The organism is Martinezella rhizogenes, assembly GCF_027460065.1.
Classification (GTDB): Bacteria; Pseudomonadota; Alphaproteobacteria; order Rhizobiales; family Rhizobiaceae; genus Agrobacterium; species Agrobacterium rhizogenes_C.
This window is the reverse complement of record NZ_JAPYZZ010000001.1, coordinates 31,003-49,612: the sequence shown is the minus strand read 5'-3', so window position 1 is coordinate 49,612 and position 18,610 is coordinate 31,003. Positions and strand designations below refer to the sequence as shown.

Annotated in this window: 22 protein-coding genes; 6 read left to right on the top strand and 16 right to left on the bottom strand. The window is 60.0% G+C overall.

Translation table 11 applies throughout. The features are described 5' to 3' along the window. Positions 1-33 precede the first annotated feature (33 nt). Entirely contained in the window at positions 34-417 is a 384-nt protein-coding gene (locus O8B93_RS00270) for an ACT domain-containing protein (protein WP_269708613.1), read from the top strand. 42 nt (positions 418-459) lie between these two features. Beyond that, positions 460-831, top strand: a complete 372-nt coding sequence (locus O8B93_RS00265; RefSeq protein WP_269707854.1) for a nuclear transport factor 2 family protein — start codon at positions 460-462, stop codon at positions 829-831. A 54-nt stretch (positions 832-885) separates the two neighbouring features. Here the strand turns inward: O8B93_RS00265 and O8B93_RS00260 are convergent, their stop codons facing one another. Continuing rightward, a complete protein-coding gene (locus O8B93_RS00260; protein WP_269707853.1) occupies positions 886-1,194 on the bottom strand; it encodes a putative quinol monooxygenase in 309 nt (102 codons plus the stop codon). Between the two features lie 5 nt (positions 1,195-1,199). Next, positions 1,200-1,994, bottom strand: a complete 795-nt coding sequence (locus tag O8B93_RS00255) for a helix-turn-helix domain-containing protein (RefSeq protein ID WP_269707852.1) — start codon at positions 1,992-1,994, stop codon at positions 1,200-1,202. A 108-nt stretch (positions 1,995-2,102) separates the two neighbouring features. Here O8B93_RS00255 and O8B93_RS00250 point away from each other — a divergent pair, with 108 nt between their 5' ends. Next, positions 2,103-2,465, top strand: coding sequence for a nuclear transport factor 2 family protein (locus tag O8B93_RS00250; protein WP_269707851.1), 363 nt, complete (start codon positions 2,103-2,105; stop codon positions 2,463-2,465). 57 nt (positions 2,466-2,522) lie between these two features. Here O8B93_RS00250 and dxs read toward each other — a convergent pair whose 3' ends face one another. The 7 genes from dxs to O8B93_RS00215 form a co-directional block, all read right to left on the bottom strand. Further along, positions 2,523-4,442: a 1-deoxy-D-xylulose-5-phosphate synthase gene (gene dxs, locus O8B93_RS00245; protein ID WP_269707850.1), complete on the bottom strand. Its 1,920-nt coding sequence runs from the start codon at positions 4,440-4,442 to the stop codon at positions 2,523-2,525. Between the two features lie 99 nt (positions 4,443-4,541). Continuing rightward, on the bottom strand, positions 4,542-5,465 hold the full coding sequence (locus tag O8B93_RS00240; protein ID WP_269707849.1) for a pirin family protein: 924 nt from the start codon (positions 5,463-5,465) through the stop codon (positions 4,542-4,544). Between the two features lie 312 nt (positions 5,466-5,777). After that, positions 5,778-6,032 (bottom strand): exodeoxyribonuclease VII small subunit, encoded by a 255-nt coding sequence (locus O8B93_RS00235; protein ID WP_003503059.1) that lies wholly within the window; start codon positions 6,030-6,032, stop codon positions 5,778-5,780. A gap of 2 nt (positions 6,033-6,034) precedes the next feature. Further along, a complete protein-coding gene (locus O8B93_RS00230; RefSeq protein WP_269707848.1) occupies positions 6,035-6,970 on the bottom strand; it encodes a histone deacetylase family protein in 936 nt (311 codons plus the stop codon). Between the two features lie 25 nt (positions 6,971-6,995). Continuing rightward, on the bottom strand, positions 6,996-7,559 hold the full coding sequence (locus O8B93_RS00225) for a biotin transporter BioY (RefSeq protein WP_153513285.1): 564 nt from the start codon (positions 7,557-7,559) through the stop codon (positions 6,996-6,998). Positions 7,560-7,591: 32 nt separating this feature from the next. After that, complete coding sequence (locus O8B93_RS00220) at positions 7,592-8,197, bottom strand: CbiQ family ECF transporter T component (protein WP_269707847.1); 606 nt, start codon at positions 8,195-8,197, stop codon at positions 7,592-7,594. Then, entirely contained in the window at positions 8,194-8,874 is a 681-nt protein-coding gene (locus O8B93_RS00215; RefSeq protein WP_269707846.1) for an energy-coupling factor ABC transporter ATP-binding protein, read from the bottom strand. Before O8B93_RS00215 ends, O8B93_RS00220 begins: the two co-directional genes overlap by 4 nt. A 113-nt stretch (positions 8,875-8,987) precedes the next feature. On the opposite strand from O8B93_RS00215, the gene O8B93_RS00210 reads away from it, so the two are divergent. Further along, positions 8,988-10,184: a winged helix-turn-helix domain-containing protein gene (locus tag O8B93_RS00210; RefSeq protein WP_269707845.1), complete on the top strand. Its 1,197-nt coding sequence runs from the start codon at positions 8,988-8,990 to the stop codon at positions 10,182-10,184. 266 nt (positions 10,185-10,450) lie between these two features. On the opposite strand, the gene ribB is transcribed toward O8B93_RS00210, so the two are convergent. Both ribB and aroC read right to left on the bottom strand, forming a co-directional pair. Then, entirely contained in the window at positions 10,451-11,551 is a 1,101-nt protein-coding gene (gene ribB, locus O8B93_RS00205) for a 3,4-dihydroxy-2-butanone-4-phosphate synthase (RefSeq protein ID WP_269707844.1), read from the bottom strand. A gap of 93 nt (positions 11,552-11,644) precedes the next feature. Then, a complete protein-coding gene (gene aroC / locus O8B93_RS00200) occupies positions 11,645-12,739 on the bottom strand; it encodes a chorismate synthase (protein ID WP_269707843.1) in 1,095 nt (364 codons plus the stop codon). A gap of 437 nt (positions 12,740-13,176) precedes the next feature. On the opposite strand from aroC, the gene O8B93_RS00195 reads away from it, so the two are divergent. Then, a complete protein-coding gene (locus O8B93_RS00195) occupies positions 13,177-13,437 on the top strand; it encodes a DUF1344 domain-containing protein (RefSeq protein ID WP_006309807.1) in 261 nt (86 codons plus the stop codon). Between the two features lie 258 nt (positions 13,438-13,695). Here O8B93_RS00195 and O8B93_RS00190 read toward each other — a convergent pair whose 3' ends face one another. The 4 genes from O8B93_RS00190 to O8B93_RS00175 form a co-directional block, all read right to left on the bottom strand. Then, positions 13,696-14,289, bottom strand: coding sequence for a histidine phosphatase family protein (locus O8B93_RS00190; protein WP_269707842.1), 594 nt, complete (start codon positions 14,287-14,289; stop codon positions 13,696-13,698). Positions 14,290-14,311: 22 nt separating this feature from the next. After that, entirely contained in the window at positions 14,312-15,130 is an 819-nt protein-coding gene (fabI, locus tag O8B93_RS00185) for an enoyl-ACP reductase FabI (RefSeq protein WP_006309809.1), read from the bottom strand. Positions 15,131-15,261: 131 nt separating this feature from the next. After that, on the bottom strand, positions 15,262-16,377 hold the full coding sequence (locus O8B93_RS00180) for a DnaJ C-terminal domain-containing protein (protein ID WP_269707841.1): 1,116 nt from the start codon (positions 16,375-16,377) through the stop codon (positions 15,262-15,264). Positions 16,378-16,586: 209 nt separating this feature from the next. Beyond that, entirely contained in the window at positions 16,587-17,036 is a 450-nt protein-coding gene (locus O8B93_RS00175) for an RT0821/Lpp0805 family surface protein (RefSeq protein ID WP_269708612.1), read from the bottom strand. Between the two features lie 56 nt (positions 17,037-17,092). On the opposite strand from O8B93_RS00175, the gene pdxH reads away from it, so the two are divergent. Continuing rightward, on the top strand, positions 17,093-17,713 hold the full coding sequence (gene pdxH, locus O8B93_RS00170) for a pyridoxamine 5'-phosphate oxidase (protein WP_269707840.1): 621 nt from the start codon (positions 17,093-17,095) through the stop codon (positions 17,711-17,713). A gap of 30 nt (positions 17,714-17,743) precedes the next feature. Here pdxH and O8B93_RS00165 read toward each other — a convergent pair whose 3' ends face one another. Further along, on the bottom strand, positions 17,744-18,523 hold the full coding sequence (locus tag O8B93_RS00165) for a sulfite exporter TauE/SafE family protein (protein WP_269707839.1): 780 nt from the start codon (positions 18,521-18,523) through the stop codon (positions 17,744-17,746). Between the last annotated feature and the right edge of the window lie 87 nt (positions 18,524-18,610).

The window sequence follows — 18,610 nt, the reverse complement described above, 5'->3', positions numbered from 1 at the left end:
GCCGCATCGGGCTTTCGGAAAGGCAGTTTTCAGATGGCCTCTCGTGTTAAGTTAAGACTTCTGGATGGCGCCTATGGGGTGGCCCGGCTCAGTGCGGATGCATCCATTCCAGCCTGGGCCGATGGCGCAGGTTTTCTCAGCATCAGCCGGACTGACGACGAGCTTTCCGTCGTCTGCCGTCAGGAACGGATCCCTGATGATGTTCAGGCCGATACGGGCTGGAACTGCCTCAAACTTCAGGGCCCGTTCGCCTTTGATGAGACGGGCATCGTGCTTTCGGTGATTGAACCGCTGTCGACCAACGATATTGGAATATTCGTGGTTTCGACTTTCGATGGCGACCACCTGCTGGTGAAATCCAATGATCTGAAGAAAACGGTCGACCTGCTGGCAAATGCAGGGCATTCACTCCTTTAAAAATCCATTTTGCCGCGACGGCTTTTCTAAAAGAGGTGCGTTTTGAACAGTGAAATCGAACTTCCGGTGCAAAAGCAGCTGGAGGCTTATAATGCCCGCGACATCGATGCATTTATGGCCTGGTGGGCGGATGATTGTCAGTATTACGCCTTCCCGGCGACGCTTCTGGCAGGAAACGCGGCCGAGATACGAGAACGCCACATCGAGCGCTTCAAGGAGCCGGATCTCCATGGGAAACTGCTGACGCGCATTACTGTCGGAAATGTCGTCATCGACCACGAAACGGTCACGCGGAACTTTCCGGAAGGAAAGGGAGAGATCGACGTTGCCTGCATCTATGAAGTTGAAAACGGCAGGATCGCCAAGGCGTGGTTCAAAATAGGCGAGCCGCGGATCGTGTCGCAAAAATCCTAAGCTTGTGCAGACGACCCGCGCCTCGTACGCGGGACTTCTTAACGTTTCGTTTCGTTATGCCGCGTGGTCGGCCCGCATGGGATGCCAGACGGAAATATCCCGCGGCGCATCCAGAAGATCGGGCAGGGCATCGTGCCATGCCTGCCTATACGGGCGGTGGATCTGAACGTCGATGACGTCCTGATGGTCGCTCCAGGTCTCGTGCAGCAGGAAGCGGTTCTCGTTTTCACCATCCCGGTGCAGGGTTGCGTTTACGAAGGTCTTTTCGTGTCGCATGGCGTCGAGCAGCGCGTTCAGCAATTCGAGAAAACGCCCTCGCTCGCCGGGGCGCACCTGAAAGCCGATGAGATAGGTGGTGTGCACGGGTCTTACTCCTTGGTGCCTTGCATCAGTGCCGCGCGGGTTGCCGCATCGGCGGGATAGAAACACTCCAGCACCAGCTCGGACAGCGTCACATCCGTGGCGGTGCCGAAAACCGTGGTGGTTGAAATGAAGCTCATAATAGTGCCCGAAGACGGATCACGAAGCTGGAGCGGTATCGCCAGCGGATCTGCCCCGGCGGCATGGGCCGAAAGCATCGGTGTGGGATAGGCCGCAAGCTCCGCATGCAGGCAGGAAAGCACGTCGTCTCCCGTCTCTTCCACCTGACGTTTCAGCCGTTCCAGTAGGTGGTGCCGCCATTCGGCAAGGTTGACGATGCGGGAACTTAAGCCGTCGGGATGCAGGCTCAGCCGCAAGGCATTGAGCGGCGGGTGAAGCAGGTCGGCGGAGACACCGGCAAGCAGCGATGTGATCGCATCATTGGCGAGAACCACGTTCCAGTGCCGGTCGACGGCAAGGGCGGGGAAGGGCATGTGGCCATGCACCACGGTTTCGGCGGCTTGCCGGGCTGCCGTCATGTCAGGTGCATCCAGCGACCGTTCGGAATGAACAGGTGCATAACCCGCCGCCAGCATCAGCCGGTTGGCGGCGCGGGCCGGCATGGAAAGCTGATCCGCCAGCCGCACCAGCATGTCGCGGCTGGGAGATGAGCGCCCGCTTTCCACAAAACTCAGATGGCGTGCGGATATGTCCGCCTCTAGCGCCAGATCGAGTTGGCTCAATCTGCGGCGGGCTCGCCATTCTTTCAGCACCTGGCCGACATGTTCTCGATGATGTGTCATGCCCCGCAGCCTAGCAGAAGATATCGCCAATGCGATTACCTCGCAGGTAATTGTTCCGCTTCCCGGACCCCGGCATGATCAAGGCCGTCAACCCAAAGGAGCACACTCATGACACAGCATCTCGCAATCGCCGAAACCTATCTCGCGGTCTGGAATGAGGAAGACGGCGAACGCCGCAAGCAGATGGTAAACAAGGCATGGGCCGAAACAGCCCGTTATATTGACCCCCTGATGCAGGGCGAGGGCCAGAAGGGGATAGCCGCAATGATCGAGGCGGCGCGGCAGAAATTTCCCGGATATCGCTTCGTGCTGACCGGCACCCCTGACGGACACGGCGATTTCACCCGTTTCTCATGGCGCCTGATTTCGCCTGACGGCGACGACGTTGCCGGCGGTACCGATGTCGTCAGCCGCGATGCCGAGGGCCGAATCGATAGTGTCGTCGGTTTTCTTGATGGCGCGGCGGCATAAAAACAGTGACAAGGGGCGGGATCATCTACCCGCCTCCTTCACCTCGGGCAGCGTGCTTCAGCCCGCAAAACCCACGCCGGCCTGACGCTGGCCAAGCGCATTAAACACGGTTGAAACGATGCCGGCGCGATCGAGGCCGGCATTGGCATACATGGTCTCGGGCTTGGCCTGCTCCACCCACTGGTCGGGCAGGGTCAGCGTCCGGACCTTCGGGCCATGGTCGAGCAGGCCCGCGCTGGCCATGAAATGCAGCACATGTGCACCGAAACCGCCGACAGACCCTTCTTCGATCGTCACCAGCACCTCGTGATGGCTGGCCAGCTGGCGGATAAGGTCGAGATCGAGCGGCTTGGCGAAGCGCGCATCGGCAACCGTCGTCGAAAGGCCGGCGGCATCGAGATCTTCAGCCGCCGCAAGGCATTCCGCCAGCCGCGTGCCGAAGGAAAGGAGGGCGACTTTGGTGCCTTCCTTGATGATGCGGCCCTTGCCGATCTGCAGAATCTCACCGCGCGCTGGCATCTCGACGCCCACACCTTCGCCGCGCGGATAGCGGAAGGAAATCGGGCCTTCATCATAGGCCGCTGCCGTGCGGACCATATGTTTCAGCTCCGCCTCGTCGGACGCTGCCATCACTACCATGCCCGGCAGGGTGGCAAGGAAAGTGGTGTCGAACGAACCGGCATGGGTCGGCCCATCCGCGCCGACAAAACCGGCGCGGTCGATGGGGAAACGCACGGGCAGGCTCTGGATCGCCACATCATGCACCAACTGGTCGTAACCGCGTTGCAGGAAGGTGGAATATAGCGCGCAGAACGGCTTATAACCATCAGCCGCAAGTCCCGCCGCAAAGGTGACGGCATGCTGCTCGGCAATGCCGACATCGAAGGTGCGAGACGGGAAAAGCTCGGCCATCTTGTCGAGGCCGGTGCCGTTGGGCATGGCGGCGGTGACGCCGATGATCTTCTCGTCGAGGGTGGCTTCCTGGATCAGCGCTTCGGCGAAGACACTGGTATAGCTCGGCGCATTCGGCTTGGCTTTCGCCTGCGCGCCGGTGATGACGTCGAACTTGTTGACGCCGTGATATTTGTCGGCTGCCGCTTCCGCCGGCGCATAACCCTTGCCCTTCTGCGTCACCACATGGATGAGGACGGGGCCTTTCTGGTTGTCGCGCACATTGCGCAGCACCGGCAAAAGGTGATCGAAGGAATGACCGTCGATCGGGCCAATATGATAAAAGCCAAGCTCCTCGAACAGCGTGCCGCCGGTCACATAACCGCGCGCATGGGTCACGGCGCGGGTAATGGCGCGGTCGATGGTCTTGCCGAGATAGGCGGTGAGTTTCTTGCCGAAATCGCGGAAGCCCATATAGGTGCGGCCGGAGGCGAGGCGTGCCAGATAAGCGCTCATCGCGCCCGTCGGCGGCGCAATCGACATATCGTTGTCGTTGAGGATGACGATCAGCCGCGCATCGAGCGCGCCGGCATTGTTCAATGCCTCAAACGCCATGCCCGCCGACATCGAGCCGTCGCCGATGATGGCTACGACCTTGCGGTCGCTGCCATCAAGACCCGCCGCCACCGCCATGCCGAGACCGGCGGAAATGGAGGTGGAAGAATGGCCGGCGCCGAAATCATCATATTCGCTTTCGGCCCGCCGGGTGAAACCGGAAAGCCCGTCTTCCTGTCGCAGCGTGCGGATGCGATCACGCCGGCCGGTCAGGATCTTGTGCGGATAACATTGATGGCCAACATCGAAGATCAGCCGGTCTTCTGGCGTGTTGAAGACCTTGTGAATGGCAATCGTCAGTTCCACCACGCCAAGGCCCGCACCCAGATGGCCACCGGTTTTCGACACCGCGTCAATCATCTCGTCGCGCAGTTCCCTTGCCAGTTCCGGCAGGTCGCGATCATCGATCTCCTTGAGATCGGAGGGAAATTTCACCCGGTCGAGCAATGGTGTCTGTGGCATTCCGGTCAATCGTTCGGCCTTTTCTTATCGTCAGCAGGGCGTGCCAGAGCGTCTTTCATGTCGAAAGCCGACGGTGCAGCCCTGCATGTCGTACACTTCTATAGAATTTCAACCTTCCGGCAAAGGGACAAACTCTTCTTCGTCGCCGGGAACGATGTCGAAGCGTCCGGTTCTCCACTCCTGTTTGGCCTGTTCTATGCGTTCTTTTGATGACGAAACGAAGTTCCACCAGATGTAACGGCGCTCGTTCAGCGCCGCGCCGCCGAAGATCATGACGTGACAGCCATTGCTGCCGGCCTGCAACGTGATGTCGTCGCCGGGCCGGAAGACGAGCAGCTGGTCGGCGGCGAAAATATCGCCAGCCACATCCAGCGAACCGGACAGAATATAGATCGCCCGCTCCTCATGATCGGCGGAGAAGGGGAATTTTACGCCCGGCTCCAGCGACAGGTCGACATAAAGCGTATCGGTAAAGGACGAAACCGGGGAGGTGAGGCCTTCGAATTCGCCGATTACCACCCGGCCGGTCGCGCCCTTCAGGTCGATCAGCGGCATGTCTTCCTTCGCCGTGTGGGCAAAGGCGGGGGCGATTTCTTCCATATGGTCGGGCAGGGCAAGCCAGGTCTGCAGGCCGGACATGGAAAGCGGATGGCCACGCAGATTTTCCGGTGTGCGTTCCGAATGCACGATGCCACGCCCGGCCGTCATCAGGTTGATATCGCCGGGGCGGATGACAAGCTCGGTGCCGAGACTGTCTCGGTGCTTGATTTCGCCGTCGAACAGATAGGTAACGGTGGAAAGCCCGATATGCGGATGCGGTTTGACGTCGAGCGCCTCGCCCGCCTTCAGGATCGCCGGGCCCATACGGTCGAAAAAAATGAATGGCCCCACAAGCCGCCGCTGCCGGGTCGGCAGGGCGCGGCGTACGGCAAAGCCGCCAATATCGCTGGTGCGGGGAATGATCAGGTTTTCGATGGCATCGCAGGCAAAGGCATCACCCGCGACGGGATCGTTACCGGGAAAGAAGGACATCGCTTGCTCCTCGTATCGTCTGGCCGGAGTTTAGCATAACCGAAGGTTTAGGGAGCATAGCGATATCGAACGCAGTGTTAACTGACCCGAGGGAACACGAGATTGTGAGAGGCTTAATTCACGCGATCACCGCTGACAAAGATTTGCAAACCTCTCCTCCGTCATCCTCGGCCCTGTGCCGAGGATCTAATCACGTCGAATAAAATCAATCGGTTGCAGATAACAGGGACAAGCCCGAGGATGACGTCGAGTGTTTGAATCGGGAGGTGGCTACCTTATCGAATCACGTCCAAACGCTCCCGCTAAACGCAGTCACTCCCCGTCGAGCGGCTCCACACCCTGCGGCTTGCCCGCACGATCGAGGCGGATTTTCTCGATTCGCTTTTCGGCGGCGTTTAACAGCGTCTCGCAGTGCTTCTTCAGGGCTTCGCCGCGCTCATAGATGGCGATTGATTCGTCCAGCGCCACGTCTCCGCGTTCCAGGCGTGCGACAATGCTTTCCAGCTCGGCGACGGCCTTTTCGAAGGAATAACCGCTGACATCGGCTGTGTTGGCATTTTCCGTCATGTTCAACCCTTCATCATTCTCAAAATATGCATGGCTGCCGATTCCGCCAGCCCTTCCAGATCATAACCACCTTCAAGCAGGCTGACGACCCGGTTCGATGCGTATTTGTCGGCCATTTCCAGAAGTCGGCCCGTGGCCCAGTCGAAATCCTCGCCCACCAGATTGATCTGCGCCAGCGGATCGCGGTGATGCGCGTCGAAACCGGCGGAGATGAGGATGAGATCAGGCGAAAAATCGGCAATCGCCGGCAGCACGCGGGATTTGAAGGCCTCGCGAAAATGATCGCTGCCGGTATTGGGCGAAAGCGGGGCGTTGACGATATTGTTCTTCGCGCCGGTTTCGTTTTTATCGCCGCTCCACGGGTAAAGCGGCATCTGGTGGGTGGAACAGAACAGCACTGATGTGTCGTTCCAGAAGATGTCCTGCGTGCCGTTGCCGTGATGCACGTCCCAGTCGATGATGGCGATGCGCTCTGCGCCATGTTTTTTCTGGGCATGGCGGGCGGCGATGGCCACATTGTTGAAAAGACAGAAACCCATGGCCTTGGCGGTTTCCGCATGGTGGCCGGGCGGGCGGGCGGCGACGAAGACATTGTCGGCAGCACCGGTAAACACGTCATCCACCGCAGCCATTGCCGCACCGATGCCGGTCAGCGCCGCCTGCAGGCTTTTCGGCGAAAGATAGGTATCGGATTCGATCCGGTTAATCTCACCTTCCTCTTCGGGCACCTGCCGCATGACAGAAAGCAGATGCTCTTCCGGATGCGCCAGCAGCACCGCATCCTCATTGGCCTGCGGCGCTTCCTTCCGTTCCAGCCGCTCGAAATTCGGATGTTCGAGCGCGATGTTCAGCGACCGCAGGCGGTCCGGCCGCTCGGGGTGGCCGGGAGGCGTGATGTGCTCCAGGAAGATCGGGTGTTCGTATAAACGCGTCGCCATGCTTTTCCTCCCGAAGAAAGTCTGTTCAGGCGCGCTGCGGCAGAAGCGGATAACCGGCCATCACGGCACGGCCGGCCAGTGCGGCAAGCACGGCCTTCAGCGCATCGCCGGGAATGAAGGCGAGTGAACCCATAAAGGCCTTCTCGAAACCAAGCCCGACGACCAGCGCCAGATAGGTGATGCCGAAAGCATAAAGCACCACCACGCCGCCGATCAGGCTGGCGACGAAGAAACCGATGCCCTGCGCCAGAGCGGACTGGCTGCGATTGACGAGTTTTTCCGAGAGCGTGCCGGTGACGAAGACCGCCGCGATCCAGCCGATCAGGAAGCCCGTCGTCGGCGTGGTGAAGATCGAAAGACCACCGCGTCCGCCCGACAGGACCGGCAAGCCGATGGCGGCAATCAGGATCGTCAGCAGAACCGCGAGCGTGCCGCGCTTCGCACCCAGCACGACGCCGGCCAGCATGACGCCGAGCGACTGCGCGGTGATCGGCACGGGGATGAAACCGAGCGTGATCGGTGGCAGAAGCCCGAGTGCGATGATGATGGCGGAAAACAGCGAAATCAGCACAAGGTCGCGGGTCGTCATGGCGCTCAAAACTCCGGATGGTTATCTGGCCGTCAGCTTTGGCCTCTGAAACCGCGCGCGTCAATGGCGTCGGCAATGGCATCGGCATCCTTCAACGTCATAATGACAAGTGGCACGATGATAGTGGCCATGCGCACGGGCAGGCCACGCGCCCGGTGTGCGTCACGCACCGCATGATACCGGTTGACGATCTCAGGCACGAACCGCACGACGAGCCCGACCGCAAGCCCGATATCGGCAGCCTTGACCAGCCCCAGCCTTTCGAGAGGGGCGGCGGCAAGCGTGATCTCATCCATGAACTGCGAAATGCTGACGGTTATGGTGACGGCTGTGGCAAGCAGCGCCAGCGCCGTCAGCCGCAAAAGGTTGACTGTCGCATCCTGAGCCGGCAGCAGCAGATAGCTGAAGGCCGCGACGAGGAAAATGGTCAGCATCACGGGCCGCAGCCGCAGGCCGATCTCCCGCAAGGATAGCCGCGTCTCGCGCAGTATGGCGGCGGCGAGAACCACGGCGCATCCCAGCAACAACAGATCACGGGTAAGGAACAGCGCGATGCTGAAGCCCATGAGCGTCAGGAGCTTGAGGCGCGGCGACACGCGGTAGAGCCAGCCCGTGCCTTCAACGTGCAGCGATTTCATCGCGCCACCGCAGCGAGATATTGCGCCACGGCCTCTTCAGGCGCGGCGTCTGCAATCAGCGCGCCGCCGTGGAAAACCAGCACACGGTCGAAGCCTTCAAGCAGCGGCAGATCATGGGTAACGACGATGAGCGACTGCGACAGCGTCGCCATGGTCTTTTCCACGACAGCCCGGTTTTTGAGATCAAGCTGGTTGGTCGGTTCGTCGAGAATAAGGATGTGCGGTTCGGTAACCAGAAGCGCCGCCAGCGCCGCAAGCTGCAGCTCCCCGCCGGAAAGCTCATGCGCGCGCCGTTCTTCGAGATGGGAAATGCCAAGCCGCTCAAGAACGGCTTTCACCCGGGCTTCGGTTTCCGCCTTGCCGAGACCGAGCCGCTTCAGCCCGAAGGCGACATCGTCGCGCACGATCGGCAGGATGATCTGGTTCTGCGGATTCTGGAAGATGAAACCAACCGTCTGCAAGACCGCCTTGGCGTCCCTCACGGTGTCGAGACCGTTCACCGCAACCTTGCCCTCGCTCGGCTTGTTCAGCCCGTTGATCAGCCGCGCAAAGGTGGTCTTGCCGGAACCATTAAGGCCGATCACGCCGATACGCCGTTCCGTCAATGTCAAAGACAGGGGCTGCAGGGCCTGCCGACCCTCGAAAGCGACACCGGCGGCATCGAAACGGATTTCCAAGCTTACATCCTCGCGCTCGTTTTCCGGTTCTATACCCCGTCATCAACAGAAGTGAAACAAGGAACAAAAAAAGAACATTGCAATCCTGAAAAAGCCGTCATACCTTCTCCTCCATGGTGATCAAGGTTTCAAACGAAGCGGCAAGACGAATTTTTCTGGCGCGGCAGGGGCTTTCCTCGCCGCCCGGCAAGGCGCTTTCGAAGAGCGACCTGCTGCAGCTGATAACCGATATCGGTTTTGTGCAGGTGGACAGCATCGGCACGGTGGAGCGCGCCCACCATCAGATTATCTTCTCCCGTAACCAGACCTACAGGCGTGACCATCTGACCACGCTTTTGGAAAAGGACCGGGCGCTGTTCGAGCACTGGACACATGACGCTTCCATCGTGCCGACGGAATTTTATCCCTATTGGAAGCACCGCTTCCGCCGCCGCGAGCCGATCATTCAGGAGCGCTGGCGCAAATGGCACGGCGAGGGTTTCGACGCTGCTTTCGGTGAAACGCTGGAGCGCATTGCGGCAACCGGGCCGGTTCTGGCGCGGGAGTTGAAAGAGGAGGGGCACCAGTCCGGCGGCTGGTGGAACTGGCATCCGTCCAAGACCGCGCTCGAATATCTCTGGCACACCGGCAAGCTGGCGATTGCCGGCCGGGTGAATTTCCAGAAGGTCTATGACCTTGCCGAACGGGTCATTCCCGGCGAGCATCACGAAACCGAGGTGGAACATGCGGAATTTGTCGACTGGGCCTGCCGCGAAGCGCTGAAGCGGCTGGGTTTCGCCACCCATGGTGAAATCGCCGCCTTTTTCGATCTCGTCACCCCGCAGGAGGCGAGGGACTGGGTCAAAAGCCATCGCGATGAACTCTGTGAGGTTTCGCTTCTTGCAAGTGACGGCGACACTGCCCGTCCGTCCTATGCCTTTGCCGATTTCACCGCCGACCTGACCGACGTGCCGGAACCCTCATCCCGCGTCCGCGTCCTCAGCCCCTTCGATCCGCTGTTGCGTGACCGCAACCGCACGGAGCGGCTGTTCGGTTTCTATTATCGCATCGAGGTCTTCGTGCCGGAGCCGAAGAGGCAATATGGCTATTATGTCTTCCCGCTTCTGGAGGGCGACCGCGTGATCGGTCGCATCGACATGAAGGCGGATCGCAAACGCAGCACGCTGGATGTGCGTCGCCTGTGGCTGGAGCCCGGCGTGCGCGCCTCCGCCGGTCGGCTGGAGAAGCTCGACGCCGAACTGGCGCGACTTGCTAAATTCACGGGTGTTGAGAGCGTGAATTATCTGGAGGGCTGGCGGGAGGAAAGCTGAAGTTTTTCGCTCTGGACACTATGAGAGTGACATCCTACCACGCGACGCCATCTTCGCAGCTGAGGTAGCCCGGCGTCGCCGCGTGTTTCTTCTCCCCGCCGGGGAGAAGGTGGCCCGAAGGGTCGGATGAGGGGGCAAGCTCTCCGAAATCCGGCAAGGGCGCCCCCTCATCCCGCTGCCGCGGACTTCTCCCCCTCGGGGAGAAGAAACAAGGGGCACCCACTCGCTTCACAATTGCCCTGGAAAACCAAAGGCAAACCCCAAAATCAGCAGATATCCGTCGCCGAAATCTGGATGCCGAAGCCTTCAAGCCCGACATAATGCCGTTCGCGGGTGGTCAGCAGCTTGATGGAGCTGATGCCGAGATCCTTGAGGATCTGCGCGCCGAGGCCGATTTCCAGCCATTCGTTTTCGCGCGAACGGGCTTGGGCATGCGCTTCGTCCGGGTCACGCGCCTTGCGTCGTCCGGCCACCTGGCCGACGCCGACGGAGCCTTCACGCAGATAGACGATGACACCGCGGCCTTCCTCGGCGATCTTCTGCATGTAGTGCCGAACCGGCTGGCGGTCGCCAAACACGTCGTCGGCGACGTTTTCCGGGTGCAGGCGAACGGGAATGTCGATGCCGTCCCTGATGTCACCGAAAATCACCGCCATATGCTGCATCGGATCCCATGGCAGCGAATAGGTCTGCGCTTTCGCCGTCCCAAACGGCGTTTCGATGGTGAAGGAGGATTCCATCTCTACCAGCGTTTCCTTGCGCTGGCGATAGGCGATGAGATCGGCGACCGAGACGTGCTTCATGCCGTGTTTTTCGGCGAAGTCCAAAACCTGCGGGCCACGCATCACCGTGCCATCGTCATTCACCAGTTCGCTGATGACGCCGATCGGCGGCAGGCCGGCGAGTCGGCAGAGATCGACCGCCGCTTCGGTATGGCCGGAACGCATCAACACGCCGCCCTCGCGGGAAATCAGCGGGAAGATATGGCCCGGTCGGGTGAAATCGGAAGCGCCGACATTGGGATTGGCAAGATTGCGCACCGTCAGGGTGCGGTCATCGGCGGAAATGCCCGTCGTTGTGCCGTGCTTGAAATCGACGCTGACGGTGAAGGCCGTCGTATGGGCGCTGTCATTTTCCGCCACCATGGCGTTGAGGTTCAGCCGCTTGGCCTCCTCGCGCGGCATGGGCGCGCAGACGATGCCCGAGGTATGACGCACGATCAGCGCCATTTTTTCAGGCGTGCAATGAACCGCTGAAATGATCAGATCGCCTTCGTTCTCGCGGTCGTCATCATCGGTCACGACAACGATTTCGCCGGCTTCGAAAGCGCGGATAGCGTCGACAACGCGTTTCTGATCATAGGCCATGGCGATATCCCCCTTAATTTCAGAGCAACGGTTCGTTGCTCTTTTTGTTTCTTTAGCGGATTGTCCGAAAACCGCTTCACACTTTTCGGTCCGCTAAAGCCGGCCGGTCTGGCCGCGGTCCCTCAGATAATGGTCGGCAACGGTGCAGGCGATCATCGCTTCACCGATCGGAACGGCGCGGATGCCGACGCAGGGGTCGTGGCGGCCCTTGGTGCGCACATCGACATTGTTGCCATCGGTATCGATGGACAGGCGCTCCGTCAGAATGGAGGAGGTGGGCTTGATGGCGAAGCGGGCGATAACGGGCTCACCGGTCGCGATGCCGCCCAGAATGCCGCCGGCATGGTTGGAGAGGAAAATCGGCTTGCCGTCATTGCCCATGCGCATCTCATCGGCATTTTCCTCGCCGGAAAGCTCGGCCGAGGCGAAACCTTCGCCGATCTCCACGCCCTTGACGGCGTTGATCGACATCAGGCTGGAGGCGATATCCTGATCGAGCTTGGCATAGATCGGCGCGCCGATGCCGGCCGGAACCCCTTCCGCCACCACTTCGACGACGGCCCCGATGGAGGAGCCGGCCTTGCGGATACCGTCGAGATACTCTTCCCAGACCGGCACCATCTCGGCATCAGGGCAGAAGAACGGGTTCTGGTCGACCTGATCCCAATCCCAATTGTTGCGGTTGATTTTGTGCTTGCCGATCTGCACCAGCGCGCCGCGCACATTGAGGCTTGGCACCACCTTGCGGGCGATTGCGCCGGCGGCGACACGCGCCGCCGTCTCGCGTGCAGAGGAGCGCCCGCCGCCGCGATAGTCGCGAATGCCGTATTTCAGATCATAGGTGAAATCCGCATGGCCGGGACGGAAACTTTTGGCAATCTCGCCGTAATCCTTGGAGCGCTGGTCGGTATTTTCGATCAGCATGGAAATCGGCGTGCCTGTCGTTATCATCGTCTCGCCGTCCTCATCCAGCATCACGCCGGAAAGAACCTTCACGATGTCATCCTCGCGGCGCTGGGTCACGAAGCGGCTCTGGCCGGGCTTGCGCTTGTCCATCCAGTGCTGCACCTCGGCAAGGGTAAAGCGGATGCCGGGCGGGCAACCGTCCACCACACAGCCAAGTGCCGGCCCGTGGCTTTCACCCCAGGTGGTAACGCGAAAAAGATGACCGAAACTGTTATGCGACATAGTTCTCAAGACCGGAAACAGGGCACCTGTGGACGGCGCCATTTAAAACAAGCGGATTTGTCTTAGTGGAAAATCCGGGCAAGGCAAAAGCCTTTCTTTCATCGCAAACGGGATAAGAAGGTGACGTACCGTTCACGACTTGGGAAACAACGAAAAACGACAGTCTCGGCCATGGGTGATGGAGAGCGATTCGATGGTATCGACGGGTTATCCGAGATGACGAAATTGTAAAAACGTCGAGGTTTTCCGCCTTAAACCGGAGTTTTCCAATATTGCCGGAAAATGCGGTGTAAAAATCACTAACGGCTTGAACACGATCCCAAATCCGTTCATCAATTGGGCCGAAAATGTCATGGTTGCGGGCAATTTCCGCCACATTCGAAAGGCAATTCTTCATGCATGTAAGGTTTTCACGCAAATTCACGAAAGCTAGATCGATGCGTATGATGATTGCCGCCCTTCTGGCCACCGCCAACCTGCTGATGCCGATCAACAGCTTCGCCCAGAGCGTCGATGTGGAAGGCACGATCAGCAAGATCGATGCGAACGGGCTGAGCATTACGCTCAACGACGGCAAGACCTATCGCGTGCCGGAAGAGTTCAACTTCGAAGGTTTGAAGGCGGGCGTGAAGGTCGTGGTTTTCTACACGGAAGTGGATGGCAAACGCGTGGTCGACGATCTTCAGGTCGTTGAGTAAGACCAGCCTCTTACTCAGCCCTTATGCCGAACCTCCGTTGTGAAACGAGCGGGTGCATCTAGCTTTCTTCTCCCCGCCGGGGAGAAGTCCGCGGCAGCGGGATGAGGGGGCAAGCTCTCCGAAATCCGGCAACGTTACCCCCTCATCCGACCCTTCGGGCCACCTTCTCCCCGGCGGGGAGAAGAAAGAAGCGGCGGCGTTCAGCCAAATAAAAGCGTCTCAAGGATGATAACGCCGAGGCTTATGCTGCCTGATCCATCACGCAATCCACTCCGCACTATTCCGATCAATCTCGACCTTCAAAATCCGATCCTGCGGGATTTGCGTCCTCGACGCCTCGTCCTTGTCCATGCCTGAAACAAGCCGGAAGATCGAGCGGATGACGCCGCCATGGCAGACGCATATCGTCGGCACCTCCACGGAGGAAAGCCATGCGCCGATGCGCCAGGAGAGGATTTCATAGCTTTCGGCATCCTGGCCGGGGGGAATGAAATCCCATTTATTGGCCTTGCGCGCCTTCACCCGGTCGGGGAATTCCTTCTTGAGGTCGGGCAGGGTCTGCCCCTCCCAGTCGCCGAAGGAGACTTCGATCAAGCGGTCGTCGGTGCGGTAGGCCTTGGGGTCGAGGCCCATCGCGCCGCGCATCAGTTCCATGGTCTCGCGCGTGCGCCCGAGCGGGCTTGCCACATAGTCGAAATCCGTGGCCCGTTCACCCAAAAGGCGGGCGAGAAGCACGCCATTGCCGACCGCCTGCTGGCGGCCGAAATCATTGAGCGGAATGTCTTTCTGGCCCTGAAGCCGGCGTATCGCATTCCAGTCCGTTTGTCCGTGTCGGATCACATAGACGAGCAAGGCGATACCCCTGTTTCAGATGTCAGTCCTTGACGACCGAAATGTCAGGCGCATCCACTGCCTTCATGCCGATGGTGTGATAACCGGAATCGACATGGTGGATTTCACCGGTCACGGCCGTCGAAAGGTCGGACAGCAGGTAGAGCGCCGACTTGCCGACTTCCTCGATGGTAACGGTGCGCTTCAGCGGCGCATTATATTCGTTCCACTTCAGAATGTAACGGAAGTCGCCGATGCCGGAAGCCGCGAGCGTCTTGATCGGGCCGGCGGAAACGGCGTTGACGCGGATGCCGCGATTGCCGAGGTCGACCGCGAGATAACGCACGCTGGCTTCAAGAGCGGCCTTGGCCACGCCCATCACGTTGTAATTCGGCATGACCTTTTCGGCGCCGTAATAGGTGAGCGTGATGATCGAGCCACCGTCATTCATGATAGGCTCTGCGCGCTTTGCAACGGCGGCCAGCGAGAACACGGAAATATCCATGGTGCGGTTGAAGTTGTCGCGGCTGGTATCGAGGTAACGGCCGGTCAACTCGTCCTTGTCGGAGAAGGCAATGGCATGCACGACGAAGTCGATCTTGCCCCAGTGCTGTTCCAGCGAGGCAAAAACGGCGTCGATCGTTTCGAGATCGGTCACGTCGCAATGGCCGGCCATGAAGGCGCCGAGTTCCTGCGCCAAGGGCTCGACGCGTTTCTTCAATGCGTCACCCTGCCAGGTGAGTGCGAGTTCCGCACCTGCATCCGCGCAGGCCTTTGCAATGCCCCAAGCGATTGAACGGTTATTGGCGACGCCCATGATGAGGCCGCGTTTGCCAGCCATGAGACCGGATGCCTGAGCCATTTTGTGCTCCCTAGTACTTTTGATCGGTCCTGCCTATGGCATAGGCTGCAATCCTGTTCAAGATTGCTAAAGATCATCAACTGTTAGGGAACGTAACAAAGGGTGCTTTGTCCCGGCTATTCGCAAAACTTTCACAAATACAGGCCTTCGCGCATGTGCCGCATCAGGTCGGTTACCTTCTCATCCGGCTTTTCGAGCAGGACGATGCGCAATTCGATGACGAGATCGCCGGCGCCGCCATTGCCATCGGCAAGGCCCTTGCCGGCAATCCTCAGCACACGGTCCGAGCCGGACCAGGCGGGAATGGTGATATTTTCCTCGCCGAGCGGTGTCGCGACTTTCGCTTCGCAGCCGAGAACCGCGTCGCTGAGCGAGATCGGCAAGGTCGTGTGGATATCGAAGCCACGAAGGGAAAAGGCGTCATCCCGGGCGGCCAGCAAGGTCACGGCAAGATCGCCGCGCGCCAGGTTGGGAAGCTTCAGCCCCTGTCCTTTCAGCCGCACGACGTGCCCATCCGCCATGCCGGCTTCAAGCTGGAAGCGGATTTCACGGTCGTCGGCAAGCTGCAGGGTGACCCATTTGCGTTCCAGAAGATCGGCGACCGTGACGGTGGCTTCCGCCGTGATATCAGGCACCTTTTCCGCAGCTAGCTGCGCAGGGCGGAAACGACGCACGAGAGCGTTGAAGATATTGACGGCCAGTGAGGCGGGTGCGGTCCTGTCATCGCCAGCGGCGGACTGGGCTGCGTCGCTGGCGGCGGGTATATCGCCCTTTACGGCGCTTGCCGCAGCCTTCGCCGCTTCCGCGGCCTGCTGCACCTTGGGGTCGTTCTGGGCGTCCGCACCAAAAATCCGCTCGACGATATCTTCGGCACTTTCCGGCTTTGCGTCGGTTTTCTGGCCGGTCTGCGCCCGGTTGCGGGCATCTGCGCGGGCCAGTTCCTCCATCAGCTTTTCAGCGGCCTTGGCGCGCTCGGCGGCCTCACGCGCTGCTTCCCGCTGCTGCATGATGGTTTCGCCTCGCTGCTTCTTCTCGGCCGCCCTGCGGGCCTGATCGTAAAGATCGCGCTTTTTCGGGTCTTTCAGAAGATCGTAAGCCTGTCCGATCTCGGCGAATCGCGCCGAAGCATCGGGATCGTCGCGATTGGCGTCCGGATGGACGGTTTTCGCCTTCGTGCGCCAGGCGGCCTTGATGTCCTCGTGACGGGCGTCACGTTTCACACCGAGGATAGAATAAGGATCGCGCATGCGAAACACCAGTTACGTTGGCTCAGTCTGCCGCCGCTCATGGCGCAATCCTGAAGCTAACCCCTCCGAAAAGGGATACCTGCGATCATTCGCCTGCACGCCCTCGGTTTAATCAACGCCGACTGTTGCAATAAGTTGCTAATCACTCCTTTACGGAGGGAGTGCGCCGAAGCCGGGCCGGTTTTATTCCATATGGAAGGGTAAACAGATTATTTCTGCTCGAAGCGGGTCATCAACCATTCGCCGGTTTCCGACAGGCAGGCCTGTCCGGCATAGCTCGCAACACCCTCGAAGGAGTGGCGTGTCGTCTTGAAATCGCGGCAGACGAAACCGCTGGATTTGTCTTCATGAATGGTGGTGACGACGCCGGCGCTGCCGGTGGCGGCATTGGCCCAGGGCAGTGGCTGGTCGGCAAGCTTGGTGAGATCGGCCGAGGTTACCGCATTGCGAATGGTTGCGTCATCGGTCTGGGAGCCGCCGTTCTGCTGGTTTGGGACGGAAGCCGTGGAGAGCGAGCGGTCGACCTTGTCGCCGCCGAACAGGTCGAGGCTGACGCAACCGCTCAGCACCACGAGCATTGACACGACGGCGGAAACTTCCGCCACCGACGAAAGGAGGCCCTTTGTTCGACTGTTCGACTTTGCTATGACGGTCACCATCTTTCGCCAGAAATCATCTCTGGGGTCCAAATCAGCTCGGGAGCATTTTAGTCAATATGTCGGAAACGGGGTTAACATCCAGTGACTTCACGGAAGAAAATGAACCTTTTGCGCTTTTTGCCGAATGGCTGAAGGATGCAACGGCTTCCGAAATCAACGATCCGAACGCGGTGGCACTTGCAACCGTGGACGAAAATGGCCTGCCGAATGTGCGCATGGTACTTCTGAAAGGCGTCGACGACCGCGGCTTTGTTTTCTACACGAATTTCGAAAGCCAGAAGGGTCAGGAGATTCTTGGCCAGAAAAAAGCGGCCATGTGTTTCCACTGGAAGAGCCTCCGCCGGCAGGTGCGTCTGCGCGGCGAGGTGGAGATCGTCAGCGACGAGGAGGCGGATGCCTATTACGCCTCGCGTCCGCGCGGCAGCCGCATCGGCGCCTGGGCTTCCAAGCAGTCGCGGCCGCTGGAAGGCCGTTTCGCGCTGGAAAAGGCGGTGGCCGAATATACCGCCAGATATGCGATCGGCGATATTCCGCGCCCGTCCCATTGGTCCGGTTTCCGCATCCGCCCCGTCAGCATCGAATTCTGGCACGACCGCAAGTTCCGCCTGCACGACCGCATCGAATTCCGTCGCGAGACGCCTGACGGTGTCTGGTCCAAGGTCCGCATGTATCCCTGAACGCCATCAGGGCAGGCCATCGCGGCCTGCCTATTTCAGCAGCGAATCAAACAGCGGCAGGCCGATCACGGCGGAAATGGCGATCAGCCCATAGCAGATGCGCCGGAACGCCGCTTCATCGGCAAGCCCATGCAATCGCGCGCCGGCATAAAGGCCCACCGCATAAAAGGGTAGGGCCAGCAGGAAAAACACGAAGACATCGACGGTGAACAGGCCACTGACAAAATAGCTGGCGATGGAAAACACCGTTGAAACCGCGAAATAAAGAATGACATTGGCGCGCACGAAAGCGCCCTTCAGCGCCCCGCCCAGCCAATAGGCGACGACGGGCGGCCCGCCCAGCTGCGCAGCCCCCGAAAACAGCCCGGCCAGAAGCCCGGTAAAGAGGGTGAGCGGCGTTTTCGGCCGGCCGCTGTAACGCCAGCCGGACACCAGAAACACCAGTAGCACCACGACCACGCCGGAGATGAGCCAGCGCAGGGTCAGCGGATCACCCTTTGAAAGCAGTAGGGTTCCAAGCGGCACGCCGACAAATGCGCCGGCCGCCATGGTGAAGACCTCGCGCCGGTCCGCCATGCGAAAGGCGGGCGGTATCATGCCGAGCGTCAGGACGCCGTCCACGACCAGCAGCACCGCCGAGGCGATGCGCGGGCCGACAATGGCGCTTGCAAGCGGAATGAAGATGAGCGCTGCACCAAAACCGGAAAAACCGCGGGCAAGGCCGGCAAGACACGCAGCCCCCGCAAACATGGCAAGCAGCACGGGACTATGCGCGGTGATGAGCGACGAGACGAAATCGAGATGGGACATGGGTGACGGCACGGTTTCGAATACCTTTTCTCTATCTCGCTCGCAGGCGCATGTCGCGGAAATTTCAGTTCATGGCGGCGTGACGCC